The sequence below is a fragment of the Lachnoclostridium phytofermentans ISDg genome (assembly GCF_000018685.1).
Taxonomy (GTDB): Bacteria; Bacillota; Clostridia; order Lachnospirales; family Lachnospiraceae; genus Lachnoclostridium; species Lachnoclostridium phytofermentans.
On sequence record NC_010001.1, the window covers coordinates 4542445 to 4561965 of the forward strand.

14 protein-coding genes are annotated in these 19521 nt (G+C 35.9%); 1 reads left to right on the forward strand and 13 read right to left on the reverse strand.

All coding sequences use genetic code 11. The annotated features are described in order from the left end of the window. Positions 1-6 precede the first annotated feature (6 nt). From secE to CPHY_RS19145, 3 genes are all read right to left on the reverse strand, one after another. Complete coding sequence (gene secE, locus CPHY_RS19140) at positions 7-213, reverse strand: preprotein translocase subunit SecE (RefSeq protein WP_041703792.1); 207 nt, start codon at positions 211-213, stop codon at positions 7-9. Positions 214-286: 73 nt separating this feature from the next. After that, positions 287-436, reverse strand: coding sequence for a 50S ribosomal protein L33 (rpmG, locus tag CPHY_RS21425; protein ID WP_012201691.1), 150 nt, complete (start codon positions 434-436; stop codon positions 287-289). Between the two features lie 413 nt (positions 437-849). Beyond that, a complete protein-coding gene (locus CPHY_RS19145) occupies positions 850-2403 on the reverse strand; it encodes an AraC family transcriptional regulator (protein WP_012201692.1) in 1554 nt (517 codons plus the stop codon). Positions 2404-2717: 314 nt separating this feature from the next. On the opposite strand from CPHY_RS19145, the gene CPHY_RS21065 reads away from it, so the two are divergent. Further along, positions 2718-4964 carry a S8 family serine peptidase gene (locus tag CPHY_RS21065; protein ID WP_012201693.1) on the forward strand — a complete coding sequence of 749 codons (2247 nt, stop codon included), beginning with the start codon at positions 2718-2720 and terminating at the stop codon, positions 4962-4964. A gap of 270 nt (positions 4965-5234) precedes the next feature. Here CPHY_RS21065 and pepF read toward each other — a convergent pair whose 3' ends face one another. The 10 genes from pepF to CPHY_RS19200 all read right to left on the reverse strand — a co-directional run bounded on the left by pepF (position 5235) and on the right by CPHY_RS19200 (position 19521). Continuing rightward, a complete protein-coding gene (gene pepF, locus CPHY_RS19155) occupies positions 5235-7028 on the reverse strand; it encodes an oligoendopeptidase F (protein ID WP_012201694.1) in 1794 nt (597 codons plus the stop codon). A gap of 16 nt (positions 7029-7044) precedes the next feature. Then, a complete protein-coding gene (locus CPHY_RS19160) occupies positions 7045-8094 on the reverse strand; it encodes a LacI family DNA-binding transcriptional regulator (RefSeq protein WP_012201695.1) in 1050 nt (349 codons plus the stop codon). An 82-nt stretch (positions 8095-8176) separates the two neighbouring features. Further along, positions 8177-8683, reverse strand: coding sequence for a Gx transporter family protein (locus CPHY_RS19165; RefSeq protein WP_012201696.1), 507 nt, complete (start codon positions 8681-8683; stop codon positions 8177-8179). A gap of 481 nt (positions 8684-9164) precedes the next feature. Beyond that, on the reverse strand, positions 9165-10514 hold the full coding sequence (locus CPHY_RS19170; RefSeq protein ID WP_012201697.1) for an ABC transporter permease: 1350 nt from the start codon (positions 10512-10514) through the stop codon (positions 9165-9167). After that, a complete protein-coding gene (locus CPHY_RS19175; protein ID WP_012201698.1) occupies positions 10504-11031 on the reverse strand; it encodes a hypothetical protein in 528 nt (175 codons plus the stop codon). Before CPHY_RS19175 ends, CPHY_RS19170 begins: the two co-directional genes overlap by 11 nt. A gap of 17 nt (positions 11032-11048) precedes the next feature. Beyond that, positions 11049-13523, reverse strand: coding sequence for a COG1361 S-layer family protein (locus CPHY_RS19180; protein ID WP_012201699.1), 2475 nt, complete (start codon positions 13521-13523; stop codon positions 11049-11051). Positions 13524-13646: 123 nt separating this feature from the next. Beyond that, a complete protein-coding gene (locus tag CPHY_RS19185) occupies positions 13647-14528 on the reverse strand; it encodes an ABC transporter ATP-binding protein (RefSeq protein WP_012201700.1) in 882 nt (293 codons plus the stop codon). Between the two features lie 429 nt (positions 14529-14957). Then, positions 14958-15572, reverse strand: a complete 615-nt coding sequence (locus tag CPHY_RS19190; protein ID WP_012201701.1) for a cytidylate kinase-like family protein — start codon at positions 15570-15572, stop codon at positions 14958-14960. Positions 15573-15675: 103 nt separating this feature from the next. After that, positions 15676-18306, reverse strand: coding sequence for a transglutaminase-like domain-containing protein (locus CPHY_RS19195; protein ID WP_012201702.1), 2631 nt, complete (start codon positions 18304-18306; stop codon positions 15676-15678). After that, complete coding sequence (locus tag CPHY_RS19200; RefSeq protein WP_012201703.1) at positions 18307-19521, reverse strand: DUF58 domain-containing protein; 1215 nt, start codon at positions 19519-19521, stop codon at positions 18307-18309.

Here is a 19521-nt window from a genome sequence, read left to right on the forward strand (position 1 = left end):
TCCTAGTTAAAGTATTATCTTGATTCCAAGTTTTACAATCTGGTCAACAATTCCAATAACTATAGCTAAAATAGTGGATATGACAACAACAGCTACGGTTTGTTTCGCAAGTGATTCTTTGTCCGGCCAAATGATCTTCTTAAACTCTGACTTAAGACCCTTGAACCAGCTCTTTTTTGGAGCTTTTTCTAAAGTATTTGCAGTATCTCCCATAACTTCACTTTCCTTCCTTGTCAAAGGTTTGTCGTCTCACCGGATGAATAAAGCCATCCATCGTTAGACATTATTACTTAGTTTCTTTGTGTAATGTGTGTGATTTGCAGAATTTACAAAACTTTTTGGTTTCCATTCTGTCAGGATGATTTTTCTTTTCCTTTGTAGTGTTGTAATTACGCTGTTTACATTCTGTACATGCCAATGTAATTTTTACTCGCACAACTTCCACCTCCGTTAATTTTCTGTGGTGAATAAAGCATCTTCGGATTTAGAATATGCCGATTCTTAAATCCTGCCCTATTCTTGCGTTAACATGTAACGTCCTAGCGAAAAACTAGAACTGATACAGGTCTTCACTGTTTTTTAGGCATAAAAAAAAGACCTCTTCCATAGCCAGTTTACTATATCATACTCTGAACTTCACGTCAATGATCTTTTTTATCTTTGTAAAATTTATTTTATTCTTATTTTAAGAAAATTAATTACATAATATCAATTTGTACCAAATCTTATAATTTATACCTTTATTATAACCTAATTTTTAACTTCCGTCAAGTATGTCCACAATTCTCGCTATGGCAGAAGCAATTTAAGTTCCTACCATAGCGTAATATATCGTACCACTTTTGCAATTTATCGTTTTCCCTTATTTTCAACAAACTGTTTTGGAGTAACCCCTACCGTTTTTTTGAACACCCTAGAAAAATAGTTCGGGTCTTTATACCCTACCATATAACATATTTCTTGTATATTTTTATCCGAATATATGAGCCACTCCTGTGCCTTTTTGATTCGAATATTCGTCAAATAATCTACGTAAGTAACCCCCATCTTTTCTTTAAAGATACGACTAAAATATTGGGGACTAATATTTAAAATGCCAGCCACCTCTTCTAATGTAATATCCTCATCGTAATGTGTGTCAACATAGCGTAACACCTTTCGAATCGCTGCAAAAGAATTCTCATCCTGGTTATCTCTAACCGACTTTAAGACATAATTAACACTACGAAAAGCCCACGAATTGATTTCTCCCTCTGCCAGTGAATCAAGTTCCCGCAATAGTTCTATATAATTAGTATATTCCGACTCACTGCCTCCGTCTCGTCTCGCTTTATTCGATGCCATGACAATTAATTCTAACAGCTTATTTTTTTTATCTAACATGCTATAGTTCGATAGCAAATCAAGCAATGTAACCAAATTATTGAGTGCTTCTTTGTTTCCATCCCGAATATTTAATAAGAACTTCTCCTCCATTTCGGTATAGAATTGCTTCTTCTCTTTTCGCTCTTCTGTCACATCTTGTACGTGGGCGATGCTTCCCATACGGTCATATCTTAAGCTTCGAAGTGCTTCTTCATAGGATATTACAATTTTATCAATCGGTTTCATGCTTCCAATTCCAACCTTTGCTTCGATTTGGAACATATCGCGAAAGACCTTTCGTATGTACTCTCCATACCGGATTTGCTCAACTTTCGAGGTATTACTTTCTAGCCCGTGCTTTTCCATTACAAAAATAACAATGCTTCTAGACATTTCCCTTCCAACAATACATCGATGACCTGGGGTGACATTTCTCTTAATTAACTTGCTAAACCGCTCATAAGATATTCTTTCTTTATAATTCCCTTTTTCTAACGATACATAGATAACGTATCCACTACCGCTTAGATTAAGCATGTATTGATAGTTTTTCCATTCCCATTGAAAGTCTTCGTTATATAACACAGAATATACAAAACTAAATTCAATTAATTCCATAGCCTGTGTTGCTAAAATCTCGCGTTCTGCTACTAACTGATAACGACTGCGTTCACGAGTTTCACAAATCCCTTCTATCGCTTGGTGAAGCTTCTCTTTTGTAATCGGCTTCATAAGATAGGAGTGCGCTCTAACTTCAATCGTTCTTTTAAGACTCGTTACAGACTCATCCTCACCATATACTATAATACCGGCTTCACTATCCAGTTTACGTATCTCGGAGGCCACGATAAATCCATCTGTACTTTTTAGTTCTTTGGAAATGAGAATAATATCTGGATGATGCTCTGAAAAAACTTGGCAAGCACTCTGCACATCACTTGCCATGCCAATAATTTCGACGCCTTTTATCAACTCCCCGATAACTCCAGCGATACTCTTCATCTGATTTAAGCTGATGTCGACTAATAGTACTTTCATTGTTTTCCTCCTCATTTAGTCCTATATATTACTAATATTATAATTTAATTCTATTTTGACATATAACTGCCACTAAAAAACCATATTTTTGTCTAAAAATGAATATATAGTATTGAGTTGCTTTTGAAAAATTATTTTAAATATTGATATATACCCGCAACCAGTTTATTTTCATTCAAAGAATGAAATGTGAATAGAATTTCTAAGGCATCAAATGACGCGACCTAAGAATTCTAAAGCTTCACATATAAGTTTGTGCCTGCGTCGTCCTCGGCACAAACATGGTTTTACGTGCGACAGAATGGAGGATTCCTATGGCAAACATTCGTAAACATACAAACTTCATACTAAGATTAATACCGCTACTTCTTTGTCTTTGTTTTCTAGAAAATAAGACTAGTCAAAAGACTGACTTCTATGATACACACAAACAAAGAAGAGAGGTTCATTCTCAAACAGTAACTGATTCCTCTACCACTGAACTTATTCTCCTGTGGGATACCAAGGTATCTGAGGAAGAGAAGCAAAAAATCTTGTCCACTTACGATACATCGCTACATATGATTGAGGAAATCGACAACTACATGCTCTGTATGGCGGATAACGCCGATACGGATACCCTAATACATACTCTTCGGAATTATGAGGAAATAAGTGCTGTAGATTATAATCAGCAGATATCTCTTTTCTCTAACTTCGATTCCTACGATTCTTCGGGGTGGTCTAGCGAAAGCAACAGCAACTACTTGCAATATGCTGGGAACATCCAAGTTCGCCCGCCCAGTACAAAATATGTCGATTTGGAACTTTCAAAAGCTTGGTCTTATTACAATAAAGAAAATTCCGAAACTCGTCAAGTCATTGTCGCCATTGTAGATACAGGAATTGATTTTGAACATCCCGACCTAAAAGACCACATGTGGATTAATCCAAATGAAATAGCAGGGGATGGAATCGATAACGATAACAATGGTTATGTTGACGATATCTATGGTTGGGATTTCTACAATAATGACAATACAATATGTCACTATGATACTAAAACTATGACCGCTAGTAAAGAGGATAATGATGACCACGGTACACATTGTGCTGGTATTATCGCCGCCTCTGCAAACAATCAAATTGGTATCGCAGGAGTAGCCTCTAATATTGACGTGAAAATTATGTCATTAAAAATTCACGGAGGAGAGAAAGGTAAAGGAACCATCTCTAACGCAATCAAGGCAATTAAATATGCTACTATGATGGGAGCTGATATCTGTAACCTGAGTTGGGGTTCCACAACCTATAATCAAGCTCTAGAGCAAACAATCAAGGAATCCCCTATGTTATTTATTGCAGCTGCCGGAAACAATGGTAAAAATAACGATGAAATACCAGTGTATCCAGCCAGCTTTTCTCTGGATAATATTATTTCCGTAACATTTGTCAGTCCAACTGGTGCCCTAACTGTGAAGTCTAATTATGGTGCTAATTCAGTTGATATCGCAGCCCCTGGTGTAGATATTCTAAGTACTGTTGTTGGTGGTTACCGTACTTTCTCTGGCTCTTCCATGGCTGCACCTCATGTTTCAGGAATCGCTGCAATTCTATACTCTACTGCTACAAAGTTATACCCTTCGAATGTCAAAGAGGTATTGCTTATGAACTACAAACCATTGGCAGACTTAAGCTCATTGACCTACTACCCAGGGATACCAAATGCCTATGCATGTATAGAATCCATGGATTTACTACAAAGAGATACTAAGAAACCATCTATATCAGTGAAAACAGGATTCGATAAAGGAAATCTCATCGCTTTCATTGAAGCGAAGGACAAAGGCAATTCAGGAATTCGTATCACCTCCTATCAGCCTGGGAAAAAGACCTTAAATGACTTTAAGCGCGGTACGGTTGGCACCTCCATCGAAGAAGGCAGACTAGAAGTTACTAAGGCTGGTTGGTATACATTCTATGTAAGTGATTATGCTGGTAATGAAATTATTCTACCATATGAAATCATAGATGATAACCAAGCACCAACGATTACTGCAAGTTATAGTACTTCATTAAATAACAATACTATTACGATATCTGCTACCATTAAAGACTCAAAGAGTGGCATCAAATCTGTAAAGTACCTACCTGGTAAAAAGACCGTTGAAGACTTCCTTAGTGGTAAAGAGGGAACCCCACTTATAGAGGGATCCACTCTTAAATTAAGTAATCATACTGTATCGATACAAGTAGCCGAGCCGGGTCCATATACCATATATGCCTCTGATAACCGCGGGAATAAGACCGTCTATGTTATTGATTGTGAAATAACTCCTATCACCGACTTTACATTATCTGAAGAAACAAAAACCTTATCAATAGGTTCCGTAAGCCGTTTAGATGTAGACGTCACTCCGCGTACTAATACAGATCGACTTTATTATTATTCTTCAAACCCTTCTGTTGCAAGTGTAAGCCAATGGGGTTTAATACATGCCAAATCAAAAGGGCATGCTACGATATACGTACAAACATCAAGTGGTTTAACAAAGAAGTGTAGAATTATTGTTTCTAAGTAGTGTCTACTGGTACGGTCTACTGATAGGGTCTACCGGTAGTATCTACTGAACAGGCACTAAGTAACAAAAAGCAACATGTGAGACGTAGTTACAAGTTAAAGGGGGTTGATGCAAAATAATAATTCCTTATTATTGCATCAACCCTCGTATTTTAACTTTTATTTAAATAAATTTTTGAAAGTTTAAATTAGAAAGTTCACAAGTAAAGACGATAAAACATTTCTTCTTGATTCAAAGCGAATACTTGGAATCCGTTTTGCTACTTTCTTGTTATATTAAACTTTCAAACTCATCTAATAAATTTCCAAGCTTCTTAAGAGCTTCTTCTACTGGCTTTGATGTACTCATGTCAATTCCAGCAATCTTTAATAAGGAGATTGGATCTGCTGATCTACCACCACTTAAGAATTTTAAATAATCCTTCACTGCAGATTCCCCTTCCGTTAAGATACGGTTTGATAAAGCTACCGCAGCAGAGTATCCTGTAGCATATTGGAATACATAATAATTGTAGTAGAAATGAGGAATTCTTGCCCATTCAACTGCAATCTTATCATCAATCACAACATCTTTTCCGTAGTACTTTTCATTTAATCCACGGTACATTTCACATAGCATATCTGCAGTTAAGGTTTCCCCCTGCTCTGCCTTTGTATTAATCATTAATTCGAATTCTGCAAACATCGTCTGACGGAATAATGTAGTACGATAATTTTCAAGTTGATGATTGATCAAATACGCTCTCTTTTTCTTATCGGTTGTATTCTTTAGTAGATACTGCATTAATAAATTCTCATTGCAGGTAGAGGCAACCTCAGCAACAAAGATAACATAATCGCTGTAAATTGTTGGTTGAGTGTGGTTGGATAAATAAGAATGTAGAGCATGACCCATTTCATGAGCTAATGTAAACATACTATCAATCGTATCCGCATAATTCATTAACACATATGGATGAACTCTTGCTCCAGCGGAATATGCTCCACTACGCTTTCCTTCATTTTCATAAACATCAATCCAGCGATTATTAAAACCTTCTTCTAAGACGCGGATATAATCCTCTCCCATCGGTCTTAAAGCCTCTAGGATTGTCTTCTTTGCTTCCTCGAAACTTACCTTACTATCTGCTTCTTCAATAATTGGGGTATAGAGGTCATACATATGAAGCTCTTCTACACCAAGAACTTTCTTTCTAATATCCATATAACGATGAAGATGAGGTAGATTTTTATTTACCGCTTCAATCAAGCTATGATATACCGATACCGGCACTTCTGTTACATCAAGGGCTGCTTCAATAGCTGTATTGTATTTTTTAGCCCTTGCAAAGAATTGTAACTGTTTTACCTGTGCATTTAGAATAGACGCCGAAGTATTCTTATATTGCTCGTATACACTATAAAGTGCATCAAATGCTTCTTTTCTAACTCTTCTATCTTTACTCGTCATAAATGGAATGAAGTTACCATGAGTAATTCGAACCTTATCTCCATCCTCATCAGTGATTTCAGGAAATACTAGATCAGCGTTATTAAATGTAGAATTAATGTTTCCAGGCGCAGATGACATCTCTCCCGCAGCAGCAAGTAATCTTTCTTCCGCATCCGAGAGTACGTGTGCCTTCATTCTTCTTTGCGATTCAATATGACGACGATAGAGTTCTAAGCCTTTTTCTTCTTGATAGAATTCTTCCATCTTTTCGTCTGGTATTGTAATAATTTCTGGAGTTTCAAAGGAAAGTGCTTCCGAAACTTCAACATAGGCAGTCATCATCGCACCATCCATTGCCTGATAAGTAGAGTTTTTCGTGTCCTGGTCACGTTTTCTCGAAGAATAATTTAATAAGTCATCTAATAATCTTAATAATTCTTCCACTTGTTGATAGAATGCTAATAATGTCTTGGAACTGCTACCAAGTTTACCTTTAAAAGCTAATATTTTTTCCTTATACCCTTTTAATTCCTCTAGATTTTTGTACCATAGTTCATCACTGGCAAATATGTCTTCAATTGCCCATGTATTTTCTTTAGCGACTTCACTACGCTTTTTTAATTCTTTTGCCATGGCGGCTCCTTTCTATTTATCTAAGTTTTTTAACAGAATCACCAATGATTAATTCTGCCTTTAATACAATATGCTCCAAAGGGGTAGTCATAGGACTTTCCATTAAACAAATTAATTTTTTTGCTGCCTGTTCCCCTAATTTTTCAGTATCCTGCTTTACTGTAGTTAGCTTAGGCTCAAGCGCTTGAGAGATGGATATTCCATCAAACCCTGCTACCGATATATCCTCTGGAAACCTTAGCCCAGCTCGCTTAATTGCTTTTATCACGCCTAGTGCAGCATAGTCATCAGAAGCTAAGATACAAGTTGGTCTATCCGAAAGATTTAGTAATTCATACGTAAATTCCTCTGCTGACTCAGCAAGGCGATATTCGCCTTCCTTCATGTAATACTCCGGTATCACAATATCATGTTCCGCTAATACTTGGTGAAATGCGACCAAACGATTATGAGTTACAGAACTCTTATTACCATGAATATAAGCTATTTTCTTATGTCCCATCGAAACAATATACTGGGCCAAATCTCTCATACCACCAGAATTATCTGATAAGATACTAATTGCTTCGTTAAATGAATGATCAATTGTTACCACTGGAAAATCGCTATTGACTACATCTAATACCTCAGGATTAGTAAAATCAGCGCATACAATACAAATTCCATCGAAATTTCGATATTTACAGTGTTCAAGATAGGTCATTCTACGATTCCCTATATTATTCTCAATAAAGGTGATATCATAGCCCCCTTGGCTCGCATTCTCTCTCAATGCGGCTAAAATGTGTGCAAAGTATTCATTCTTTAAACCATAAACAGATAAGGTATCAAATAATACACCTATATTATACGATTTTTTAAGTTTCAGTTGTCTGGCATAAGAGTTTGGTACATACCCAAGCTCCTCTGCTGCTTTCATAACCGCTTTCGAAGTCTCTTCCCCAATTTCTCGGTATCCATTTAATACCTTACTTACTGTAGAAACCGATACCCCACATTTTAACGAAATGTCTCGAATCGTAGCCATCTTCTTATTCTCCTGTACTGATATTTTTTCCTTTGACATGTGATGCCCTTTTTTCTATTTATAGAGCCGCTAACGTTCCCTATAAATTACCAATACCAATTAACCTTTTTTCTCTGCGTTCCTACCATTGATTCAAAGCTTTTGATAACTTCTTCCAAACCATCGCTCCAACTATTCCAATTACCAATCCCATACCAATTCCTCCAATCAGAAGATATGGAAGTTGAAAAACAATACGTTTTCCTAGCACATACATAGCTACTATAATCTGACCTACATTATGGGCAACACCGCCTGCAATCGAGACACCAATCATGCTAAATCCTTTTATCTTCTTAAGGCAAATCATGGTGATAAGACTTAAGAAGGCTCCTGCCATACTAAACCAAAACATTGACATATTACCAAAAGTCAAGCTTACCAATAGTACTCTCACTACAGATAAAACTAATGCAGCCTTCACCCCAAGTGCATATAACCCTATTAATACAACTATGTTAGCTAAACCAAGCTTAATACCAGGTATCCGAATTGGTAACGATATCAGATTTTCGATGTAACTTAAAATGAAGGCAAGAGCAATCAACATCCCGTAGAGTGTTATTTTTTTTGTATTACTTTTGTGCATAGAGTTTTTGCCTTTCTAATTCTTTAAGAAGCAGTACCTTCGAAAAAATCATCGCCTTAAGCTTCTATTTTTACTACTATAATAAACCTTCATAAAGAAGTTAAATCTTCATAAAGATGTTTCATCTTTACAAAGAGGTTTAATTCATAAAGAGGTTTCATCTTTATAAAAAGAGGTTTCATCTTTATACTTCCATGTCATGAATTATATACCATTTAAATAAGTGAGACAAGGGTATATTCTTTTATTTCTATGTATTCTCCTATGAATTGATGTTTTAGCCAATCATCTTAGCCTATAGCTATGCGCCATGCATGGCGCGCACAAAAACGCGCAGCAATTATACAACAAAATCGCTACGCGTTTTAGGTTTAAATATTTTTTAAGTAATAACCTTTTAGCTTTCCAATAATCTTCTTCTAAGTATTAGAAAAACATTTGACTTTCGGATAATCTATTCCTTCTAAGTATTAGATAAACATTAGCCTTCCGTTTTCATTGCCTCTATCGCACTAATCTTTGTAGCACGTCTAGCAGGAATATATCCTGCAATTACACCTACTAAAATTGCAAATCCAGTCGCTAGAATCGGAAGCCACCATGGAATTTGTGAAAAATTTGTTCCAGTCCCGTCAACATACCAGCCATTTCCAGGGATGATACTTGAGATTAACTTTCCACCATATTTATTTACAGCCCAAGAAGCCAAGTAACTAAATGCAATTCCAATACCTCCACCAATCAGACCAATCATACCTGCTTCAAATAAAAACAGCTTTTTTACATCACGAACTAGGCAACCAAGTACTTTCATGACACCAATTTCTTTTGTTCGCTCATAGATGGACATAATCATTGTATTTGCAATATTGATTGCAGAAACAAGCATTGCAATTAAACCGATACCAGCAAATACGTTCTTTAACATATCAGCGGTTTCAATCATTGGACCAAGTTGCTGCATAGCACTATAGGCCTGCAACCCTAATCCCTGAATCTCTTCTACTATTTTCGTTACATCACGGATATTATCTGCATTTACCCAAGCTTGAGAATAATTCTCGATTGACTTCATTGCTTTTTTTCTATCCTCAACCTTTAATGTATTTGCATACTTTGTATAAATTTCCTTAAAGTAATCAATATCCATAAAACCACTATAGGAATACATCGTGTTTTCGTCGTTCGTAAAATAAGCGTAATTTTCATTAATCGAAATTTTATATGGACGCTTCTTATCATTCTGCTGATAGTCTGTGAAAGTGAAAGTAACTTTATCTTTTGTTAAATCAACCGTCTTGCTCTTTCCAAATCTGGAAGACCAATCGTAAAAATCCCTGAGGCAATTAGAACCTAATAAGATTTTTGTTTTATCATCCTTAGATGGATAAGCCCCGCTTTCTAACATAGGAATGCCAAATTCCTTAAGTACAGAAAAATCTACTGCCACTATTTCAAGCCAAGACTGATATTTTCCACTCACTGGATTTACATACTTACTAATCATTGGTGATACAAATTTCACATTCTTAATCTGTTTTATTTGGTCAATCATAGCATCATCAAGTTGAACTTGCTTTTGTTGACCATCATTGGACGATGAAACATAGTAACCACCGCCATATCCACCAGTAGGATATACATTGATTAAGGATAGGCTACCATTTGTCATGACAGCTTGCTCATATACACTATCAATTCCGATACCAATAGAAACCATGACTACAATTGAGATTGTACCAATTACCATACCAACGACTGTTAATGCAGTTCTTGCTTTTCTTCGAAATAGGTTACGCAAACCCATTTTTAACAGATCACTAATCTTCATACAGATCAAATCCTTTTTTGATTCTCTTCTTAGCCAACAAGATACCTATCACAACACTAAGTACTAAAGTAACTGAAGTGATTCCAATAACAAAAGGCCAACTTGACATCACCGTTCCTTTTGCACTAACTACTGGCACTTCTCCAATCATATCTCCACCACCCATGAAGCCACCATCGGAACCATCCATCATACCATCGGTAATACCACCTTCCGAACCACCTAAGTGCCCGTCGGTTGCACCGTCTACCGCTCCATTGATTGCATCGTCTACTGCTCCGTCTGTTGTTCCATCACCAGCACCATTTGTACCTTCTGTTCCTTCGAGGTTTCCCCCATCAGAACCTTCAATATTCACGTTTGCGCCATCCGAAGTAGTATTCTCACCATTCTCTCCAACAGAGACTCCCTGGTCTTGGGTTGTACTATTAGACTCTGGGGTACTGCTTGTAGCTGATGAATTATCAGCCAAAGTATTACCTATTACTGTCTGTTGCATAAATTCTATATTAACCATGTTCCTCATCCCCTTTCTTAGATATTACTGTCTTGTTTTTGAAGTTTTCTTTTTTGAATCTTAATTACTACCAATCGAACAACTGGAATAAATACCACCAAGACAGCAAGCTGCATCACAACAAAAATCCATGGTGCCATAATATCCTTAGGTGCATTCGCTGATGGATCAATATTGACACTTGGAACATCTGGTTCTATTGGAAATTCTGGAGTATAACTACCATTTACAAAAATATCTTTAAATTCATAAGGGTGAGAAACATCTTCTCCTGTACTATCTTCAAATAAAATGTATAAAGTACCAGATGCAGATCCTTCCATATTAGGCATAACTGGTATCTCTACATATTCTGGACTACCTGGTGATATTGTACCAAGGTAAAAAGTTGTTCCGCCATTATCTAATGTAAAATCACCATCTAATGAGAATCTCACGTTATTTAATGGAGATTTACCCATATTAATAAATTCAAATGTCATTGAACTAGTCATACCTACCGTTGGCATCTCACCATACATACCTACAGTAAAATTCTGGATCGAAGGTCTTAAATTCTCCATAGCTTGAAGTTTTAATTTATCCGTTGTTTTAACTCCGCCTGTTTCTTGATCTACCTTGTTCATTCCATCGTACTCATATTCGAAGGTAAGTTCAATTTCATAAGCACCTGTCGTTACATCTGATTTCACTTTCATATTCATTGCTTGCTCATATTCAGCACCTGGTCCAATGCTTGGAATATAAAAGCTGTTACTACCCTGAGTCGCTGAAAATACATTATCTGCCTGTGTTACAGTAACTTTAATGTTCTTTGCAGACTTTGACATATGAGTATTTTTAATATGAAAAGTAAAATCGAATGTAGATCCTGCTTTTAATTCTTCCTGGTCTATCGTATATCCACTAATAATAAGCTTTGGCTTACTGTTGGAGTCATTGATAACATTTAAGATATAAATAGGTGTTTTCACGGATTGTTTGGATCCATTTCCATCAAGGTAATCACATCCGATTGTTAACGTATTTAAACCTTCCGCAATATTGGCTCCTACTTTAAAATCAAGAGTTACTGTTCTTGTTTCTCCTGCTTTTAATGAGCCAATACTTCTAATAGCTTGAGAATCAAGTGGCTCAAAACCTGCACTACTTAATTCCTGACCAGATAATGTAACATCAGTAATTGTAGAGTTACCATTATTTTGAACATTAAATGTTACAGATAGTCTCTCCCCTACTACTGGAGAAGATGGATTCTGAACTGCTCCACTTATTACTACTTCACCGGTTTGTTCCGGTACTTCTGGTTTAATTACAGTAAGGTATGTCTTAGTAACAGCAGTACGAGTTTCTCCTTCACTGTCTGTATAGGTAACCTGAACCGAGATTTCTTGTAAACCTGCTGATGCATTATCTGTAACTAATAGCGGAATCGTAAAATTATGCTTTCCACCTACTGCAATATCGCCTACCTTAATACCTCCGGCTTCATGTTTAGGAATAATACCATTCGTTACGCCAACGCCATCAGCAATTGATACTATAACATTCGTAGCCTTTTGCTTACCAATATTTTCAATAACTCCTTTTAATTGATAAGAGGAACCAACTAAAACCTTATCATTCACCGAATTACATTCAATTGTTAGTTTTGCTTTTTCAGAAACTCCTGTACTTGTTTTCTGTAGAGTAATATATATGCTTTTAGTAATAGATTTTTCATTACCTTCTGAATCCTTATAAGTAAAATTAGCAGAAATTAACTGTAACCCCTCTTTGGCTGAAGCTAAAACTTTTACTGGAATTGAGATTTTTGTGGTTTGACCAGATTTTAACTCTCCAATTTTTATATTTTCTACAGTGTAACCTGGGATCATACCACTTTCTTTATAATCAATACTCATATAGGTATTTAATGATGCAATTTCACCATCATTACGTACGTCAAATGATAGTTCAAAATTATTACCCACAGCTGCATTATCTTCGTTATATGATATTTTATCTATTGTAATTTGGATTGGAGCCTTTTCTTCTGTTACGCGAACAGTTATTGGCAAGGAGGATGTCATACTCTGAAAACCGCCCATAAGGTCGCCAGTTAAAAAAGTTAAATTAATATTTAAAGTATAACTACCAATACTAGCAGTGTCTTTTACAGTGATATCAAACTCTAAATATGTAGTTGAAAATGCATCTATACCAAGCACCGGAGTAGTTTGGTTTTCTTTGGTCATCGTTACACTCCCTGTGACAAAAGGTGCATTTGATTCAGGGACAGCAACTATTCCTGGGTTGGTAATATACTCTCTTTTAGCTACTACCGGTAATTTTACATGAGTAGTCTCACCTGCCTTAACACTAATGACTTTTGATTTACTATCAGTCACATCTACATAGGCCTCTTCTGCCTTCGCGGTTACTGCACTTCCGAATCCCGCGAGAACCATGGAACATATCAGAAATAATGCCAATAACTTCTTCATTTTCATTTCTCATCCCTCTTCTTTCATAATTCTTTTCATATTAACCAAATATAGGCTGCAAACTTTGTTTTTTCACACGATAGGCTATAAGGACTTTTTCCTCTGCATTCCTACGTAAGTTCTGCAAATTTATGTTTCCTCTTTTACTTCTGTTGTAGCACTAATAAGTTTCTGTGCCTCCTCGAATTTAGCATCCTCCGGAATAACATTCTCCTCCTCGGAGAAAGCTTCTAAATTGTAATCTCTCGATTTGCCTAATTCTTCTGGTTTTGTTATGTCACGAAGTATCTCAACCTGCTGAATTTTTCCGTCCAAAATATGTATAATTTTGTCCGCATACCCCGCGAGACGTTTATCATGCGTAACCATAACAATCGTTTGGTGATTATCTCTGGCAATCTGTTTGATTAAGTCCATAACCTCCATTGTTGTTTTGGTATCCAAGTTTCCTGTAGGCTCATCCGCAAAGACAATTTCAGGTTTTGCAACAAACGCTCTTGCAATACCAACTCTCTGCTGCTGACCACCACTCATTTGCTTTGGCTTATGCTTTAATCTAGTACCTAGACCAACCTTAACTAACATTTCCTTTGCAGCTTTCTTACGTTTCCGGAGAGGAACTTTTTTAAAGACTAGAGGAAATTCAACATTCTCTAACGCGGTCATAGAATTTAAGAGATTATAAGATTGGAATACAAACCCAAGGAAGTTTTGACGGAATCTGGCTAGATTATTTTCATTCATCTTATGAATGTTTTTTCCTTTTATAACGATTTGTCCACTCGTTAATTTTTCAATTCCAGCCATCAAATTTAAAAGCGTTGATTTTCCAGAACCGGAAGTACCAAGCAGACAACAAAATTCCCCTTTTAAAATATCAAAGCTTACATCATCCACTGCACAGATACGCTCTGACCCCATACGATAAACTTTCTTCACATGCTTAACTTCAATGATCTTCTCAGGTCCCTTATTTTGCTCCTGTTTCTCTATCGCTTTTTTTTCTCCCATTCTCCCACCTTCTTTCTTTCACCTTTTCATCATTCTATTTGTACGGAGCACACAATATCACATTTAATAGTAACGGATAAATCTTACTAACATTCCATCAGAAATCTTACATTTTTCTTAATTCCTATAAATAAAGTGTTAAATTTTAAATAACCATATAAGAATAGTAGCATTCTTGCTCTATTAAACGATAAGAAAAATCTTTCTTCACATTTTCCTTATCATAAACAAGAAAAAGTAAACTTCGCAAATTTCCCCTTACCATGAACAAGAAAAAGTACACTTTACAAACTCTCCCTTGTCATGAATAACCGGATGATGACATAGAATACAAATCACCATCCGGAACAACTTATATTTTTTTATTTATAATATCATAGTATTTTTAATTAGCCCAATCATAAGGTGCTAATTTTCTCTACATATTGCTTATTGAGCATGCTTTAGAAATTCAATAATGCAATCCACACAATTATCAATACCAATATAACTACTCTTTAATGATAAATGATAGTTTTCTACTCTTCCCCATTTTTCAGAAGCATGATAGTTATAATAATTTGCTCTACGTTTATCAATCTTTAAGATATTTTCTTGTGCTTTATTTGGTGATAAGTTTTCAACCTCAATTGCTCTCTTGATACGAAACGGTATATCCGCCCATATAAAGACATTCACCACGTTCTTCATATCTTTTAAAATATAGTCAGCGCAACGGCCAACAATAACACAAGGTCCTTCTGCCGCAACCTTTCTTATCACATCAGATTGCGCAAGGTAGATGCGATCATCTAGGGATAGGTGTGAAAAACCTAATTCTTGATTTCCATACGTATTCATCCCCATTGCAATCGAATATAACAAACTGTTCGTTGCTTTATTTTCCGCATTCTCAAATGCGGCTTCAGCAAATCCACTTTCCTTGGCTGCTCTTGTAATAATCTCGTTGTCGTAGAACGGTATCGAAAGCTTTGCGGCCAGCTTTGCTCCTATTTCTCTTCCACCGCTGCCGTACTGTCTGCTAATTGTAATCACCTTATTCATACTATCACTCCATTCTATTAAATTGCGAGTCTAGTGTAGTGCTTCAACTTGACTATTTCTCACCTACATTATAACATAAATATAGCAAAAATTATACCTATTTTTATAAACATTTCCAGTATCTTAAGAAAAATCTTTTTATAGTATTTTTTTCTTCAAATATTCTGACTCTAGTATCTCGGTAAAATAACAGAACGAAGGAATACTCCTTTTCCGTTATCTCAACTTTCGAGAACCTTGCACGTAAGGCAATCAGTACCACACGCTGATACCCGTTCGGAAGCAATGGACATAATTTCTCTATTTCAATTGCATAATTTAGATAAGACGTGGTATTTCGTTTTTCATACCCCAGATAGTCAAGTATATCTTCAATTTCTTGATAACACGCTAAAACTCTTCTTTGGTATGTGCCTTTTTTTAGCTTCGTAGATCTTTGAACCCAAATCAGCCGATACCTTATATAAAATAAAATAGCGATTACGGCAATTATTGTAATTACCCATAAAATGAGAGAAATATACCATGGCAATTCTTTTTTTATAGTTTCCTGTACTTTTTCTGTCTCATTTTGCTTAGGCGGATTAGTAGCTGATTTCGTAGGTTTTGGAGCAACCGTTACCGTAGGTGTCGGTTTTATTGTACTTGTTGGTGCATTTGTTGGAGTATTCGTCGGCGCTATAGTGGCTGTTGGTGTAAGCTTATCTTCATTCACCTCAGGTAATATTTCAGATATCCCTGAGTTACTATAACCTTTTGTAAATTCAATAGGTAACCAACCGATACCATCAAAATACACCTCTACCCATGCATGAGCATTCGTATCCTTAATGTCAACAATCTTATTTCCATCTTCATTCGCAGAATATGTGTCTGGGTAAACTCCATTATTCATATCTTCCTGGGTTACGATATATCCTTCTACATAACGCGCAGGAACTCCGTTATTCCTCAGCATAAGAACAGCGGATGATGCATAATGTGCGCAATACCCTACCTGATTATCAAATAAAAAATATTCCACATAATCTTCTCCCTTTGGTACTAATCCTGGGGACAGAGAATAATTCGTATTTTTATTCAAGTAAGAAATAACATTACTTATCATTTCTAGTTTTCTAGTATTGCCTGTCGCATCTGATGGAAAGACTAGCCCCTTAAGGCGTGATAACCCCGCGCTTGGTAGTTTTGTATAAACATCATAAACAAAATCTCGATATTCTCTTTCAAATGACCTTATGGAGGAAACAGTTCCATCAGAATATCCAGTTATTCTATCTGCCACATAACTTAAATCTAAAGCAATACTAATCAGATCATAGTACTGGGGAAAACGATAGATATTTGAGATTTCATAATTATTCTGCGGTTGTAACGGGCGAAAGTACTGGTCTCCTACTGATGATAACCCTTCCATCAAGGAGTGTTGTACGAAATATGGTGCATAAAGAAACTTATCATTCGCATTCACATGTTCAACTGTCATACTTTGTAACTCAGCCTGTATATTAAATACCGAGCTCAGTAATTGGCCATTTAAATTATATTCTGAGTTAAATATTATCCCAAGGAACTGTGCAGTTAAATCATCTCCATTAAACTTATCATGATATTTATTCTGTAGTTTTTCATAACGTATCTGCTCATTTTCTGATAAATCTCCCCAATGGTCTTCTCCATAAGCCACTCCAGTATAACCCTTTAAATAACACCAGTTAAAATCCTGACTAAGAGTAAGACGAAGTGCGGTTTGCTTTGTGAACTCAACTTTAGAAACCTGATTTATCTTACCACTATTAAGCCCTCCGGAAACCTTATCTTTATTCATAAAGGGAATCTCACCAAATTTGTTCCGTAGCATTTCAATGGTATCTTCATAAGAAAAATCATTCATAAAATTTTGCATTTTAATTTTTTGTTCTTTTAAATTTATATTTATGTTTTTATCGTAATAATTTGGACTAATTATGCAATATCCAAGAAATATGGAAACTAATGTTATCACACAAATTGCGAGAGCGGATTTTACACGTACTGTTTGTTTTTTTCCCTCAACCCCGATTCTATCCTGCTTGTTCTTTCGATTAAATTTATGCATAGAAACAGGAATATAGTCCATTGATTCTACGGAATAAACCACTAATAAAGTGAGCAGAAATGGTTTCCAAGGTGGTACAATTCCCAGCAATAAAATTGATCCATATATCACAATAACAAGAAAAAGATATGCAAGACGAGTACAGCGCTTCCATACAATAAGTGATAATATAAGTGATAAAAGAGCGAATACCACTAGGAAAAAGGAAGTAACGCATAAACGTTTATCCCCTTTTGCAACATACAGATATAACTGTAGCCCAAAATATTGATTGATGTGTTCTAAAATTGCATTCTCTATATAAAAGAATCCATTCACTATTACATCAATGAACTTCCAAATCACATAGGTAGCAAACGCAAAACTAAATGGCCACGCATAGCGAGTTACTTTACCACCTTCACACAATCCCAGAAAAAGACCGGTTAGTAGTAGACCAACAAAAATTAATGTATTGTGCTTCAGTGGTAAAGAAAGCGCCAAAGCAAAGCCATATAAAACAGAAGCAGCTCCGATGAATACAATCAAATACTCTAGTATCCAGTTCCACCATAGTTTCTTTGCAGAACGATTTGACGAAACTCGAATGCTATCATTAATTCGGATGCTTGTTGAAGTTTTTTTCTTATGCCCCAACTATTTTCCCCTCCATTCCCCTGGCAGCATTCTAAGTTCCAGATAAAGATTTTCTGCAGAAAGAAAAGACGCTGTCATTCCTTGCTCGAGCGCCGCGAATTCAGTTTGATTATTTTTCATATAAATGAAGTGTGTCCAAGCATTCTTCCGGCTCCTAGTCATCGCCTCAGTAGTATCTTTTATTTCCATACCCGCCAAATAAAAGATGTTTGTATACTGCTCCTTACTGTACTGTGCCTCATGATAGATCGCTAAGCCCTTCTCCTGAGGAAGACGACTATGAGAATATAGAACTGCCAAAACCTCATAGAGATCTTCTTCATTTTCAATACGAAACCTCTTGCAAATATTCTTAACAGCGTCATGCCAAACTAAAAAATGAATCTGTTTTTGTGTAATCATAGAAAAGGATAACGAAACCATAGTCTCCATCATCCTATCTAGGTATTCCATTGGCAGGATGGAAGGAATCCCATCCTTTAATACATAATGAGTATCAAAAAATATAGCGACAGAACAGTTAATAGGTAAGCCATACTGCTTAACCATTAATTTATCTTCTTTTAAACTTAGCTTCCAATGAATACGGTTCATTTTATCACCATACTCGTAGTCTTTTAATCCAAATATTTCTGATACGTCATCCCCGCTTTTTGTAGATGAGAATAATTCACTTTCTACCAACACGCTTGGATTATCTAAAACTAAAGACTCTTCAATAACATGGATATTGGGAAGGACAGTAATTGATAATTCCTCCCTTGCCTTTTTTCTAACACACCAAAGTCCCAAAAAATCATATAACTTTACCTGCTTTAATGTATACTGCAATATCCCGCAATAATCTGACGCCATCGTAAATGTATGTTTTTGCTCACACGAAGAATCCACAACCGCAATCATCTTCTCTTCTTTTTTTATCCCTTCCAATTGATTTTGATACGACAAAGTCATTTTGATTAGGGATACTGGAAAGAAAGAACGATTTGTTATTTGTATTGCCATTTCATATGGAGTTCCTTTTTGTACGATAGATCTATCACAGGTTAGAGAAATGTCCACAAACCTACGCAAGTAGCGCATTATAATCCACAGTAATATTGGTATAATTAACACTGTGAGGAAAACTAACATCATGATGTATTCATCATAAAGAATGGATAACAATCCTAAGAAAGATGCTATTAGGAGATATCCGATTTTAGTACGTACCAT

Excerpts from the sequence above, each read along its gene's own strand:
- secE (WP_041703792.1), bottom strand. The coding sequence starts at position 213 with ATGGGAGATACTGCAAATACTTTAGAAAAAGCTCCAAAAAAGAGCTGG.
- CPHY_RS19145 (WP_012201692.1), bottom strand. The coding sequence starts at position 2,403 with ATGAAAGTACTATTAGTCGACATCAGCTTAAATCAGATGAAGAGTATC.
- CPHY_RS21065 (WP_012201693.1), top strand. The coding sequence starts at position 2,718 with ATGGCAAACATTCGTAAACATACAAACTTCATACTAAGATTAATACCG.
- pepF (WP_012201694.1), bottom strand. The coding sequence starts at position 7,028 with ATGGCAAAAGAATTAAAAAAGCGTAGTGAAGTCGCTAAAGAAAATACA.
- CPHY_RS19160 (WP_012201695.1), bottom strand. The coding sequence starts at position 8,094 with ATGTCAAAGGAAAAAATATCAGTACAGGAGAATAAGAAGATGGCTACG.
- CPHY_RS19165 (WP_012201696.1), bottom strand. The coding sequence starts at position 8,683 with ATGCACAAAAGTAATACAAAAAAAATAACACTCTACGGGATGTTGATT.
- CPHY_RS19170 (WP_012201697.1), bottom strand. The coding sequence starts at position 10,514 with ATGAAGATTAGTGATCTGTTAAAAATGGGTTTGCGTAACCTATTTCGA.
- CPHY_RS19175 (WP_012201698.1), bottom strand. The coding sequence starts at position 11,031 with ATGGTTAATATAGAATTTATGCAACAGACAGTAATAGGTAATACTTTG.
- CPHY_RS19180 (WP_012201699.1), bottom strand. The coding sequence starts at position 13,523 with ATGAAAATGAAGAAGTTATTGGCATTATTTCTGATATGTTCCATGGTT.
- CPHY_RS19185 (WP_012201700.1), bottom strand. The coding sequence starts at position 14,528 with ATGGGAGAAAAAAAAGCGATAGAGAAACAGGAGCAAAATAAGGGACCT.
- CPHY_RS19190 (WP_012201701.1), bottom strand. The coding sequence starts at position 15,572 with ATGAATAAGGTGATTACAATTAGCAGACAGTACGGCAGCGGTGGAAGA.
- CPHY_RS19200 (WP_012201703.1), bottom strand. The coding sequence starts at position 19,521 with ATGGTACGTACTAAAATCGGATATCTCCTAATAGCATCTTTCTTAGGA.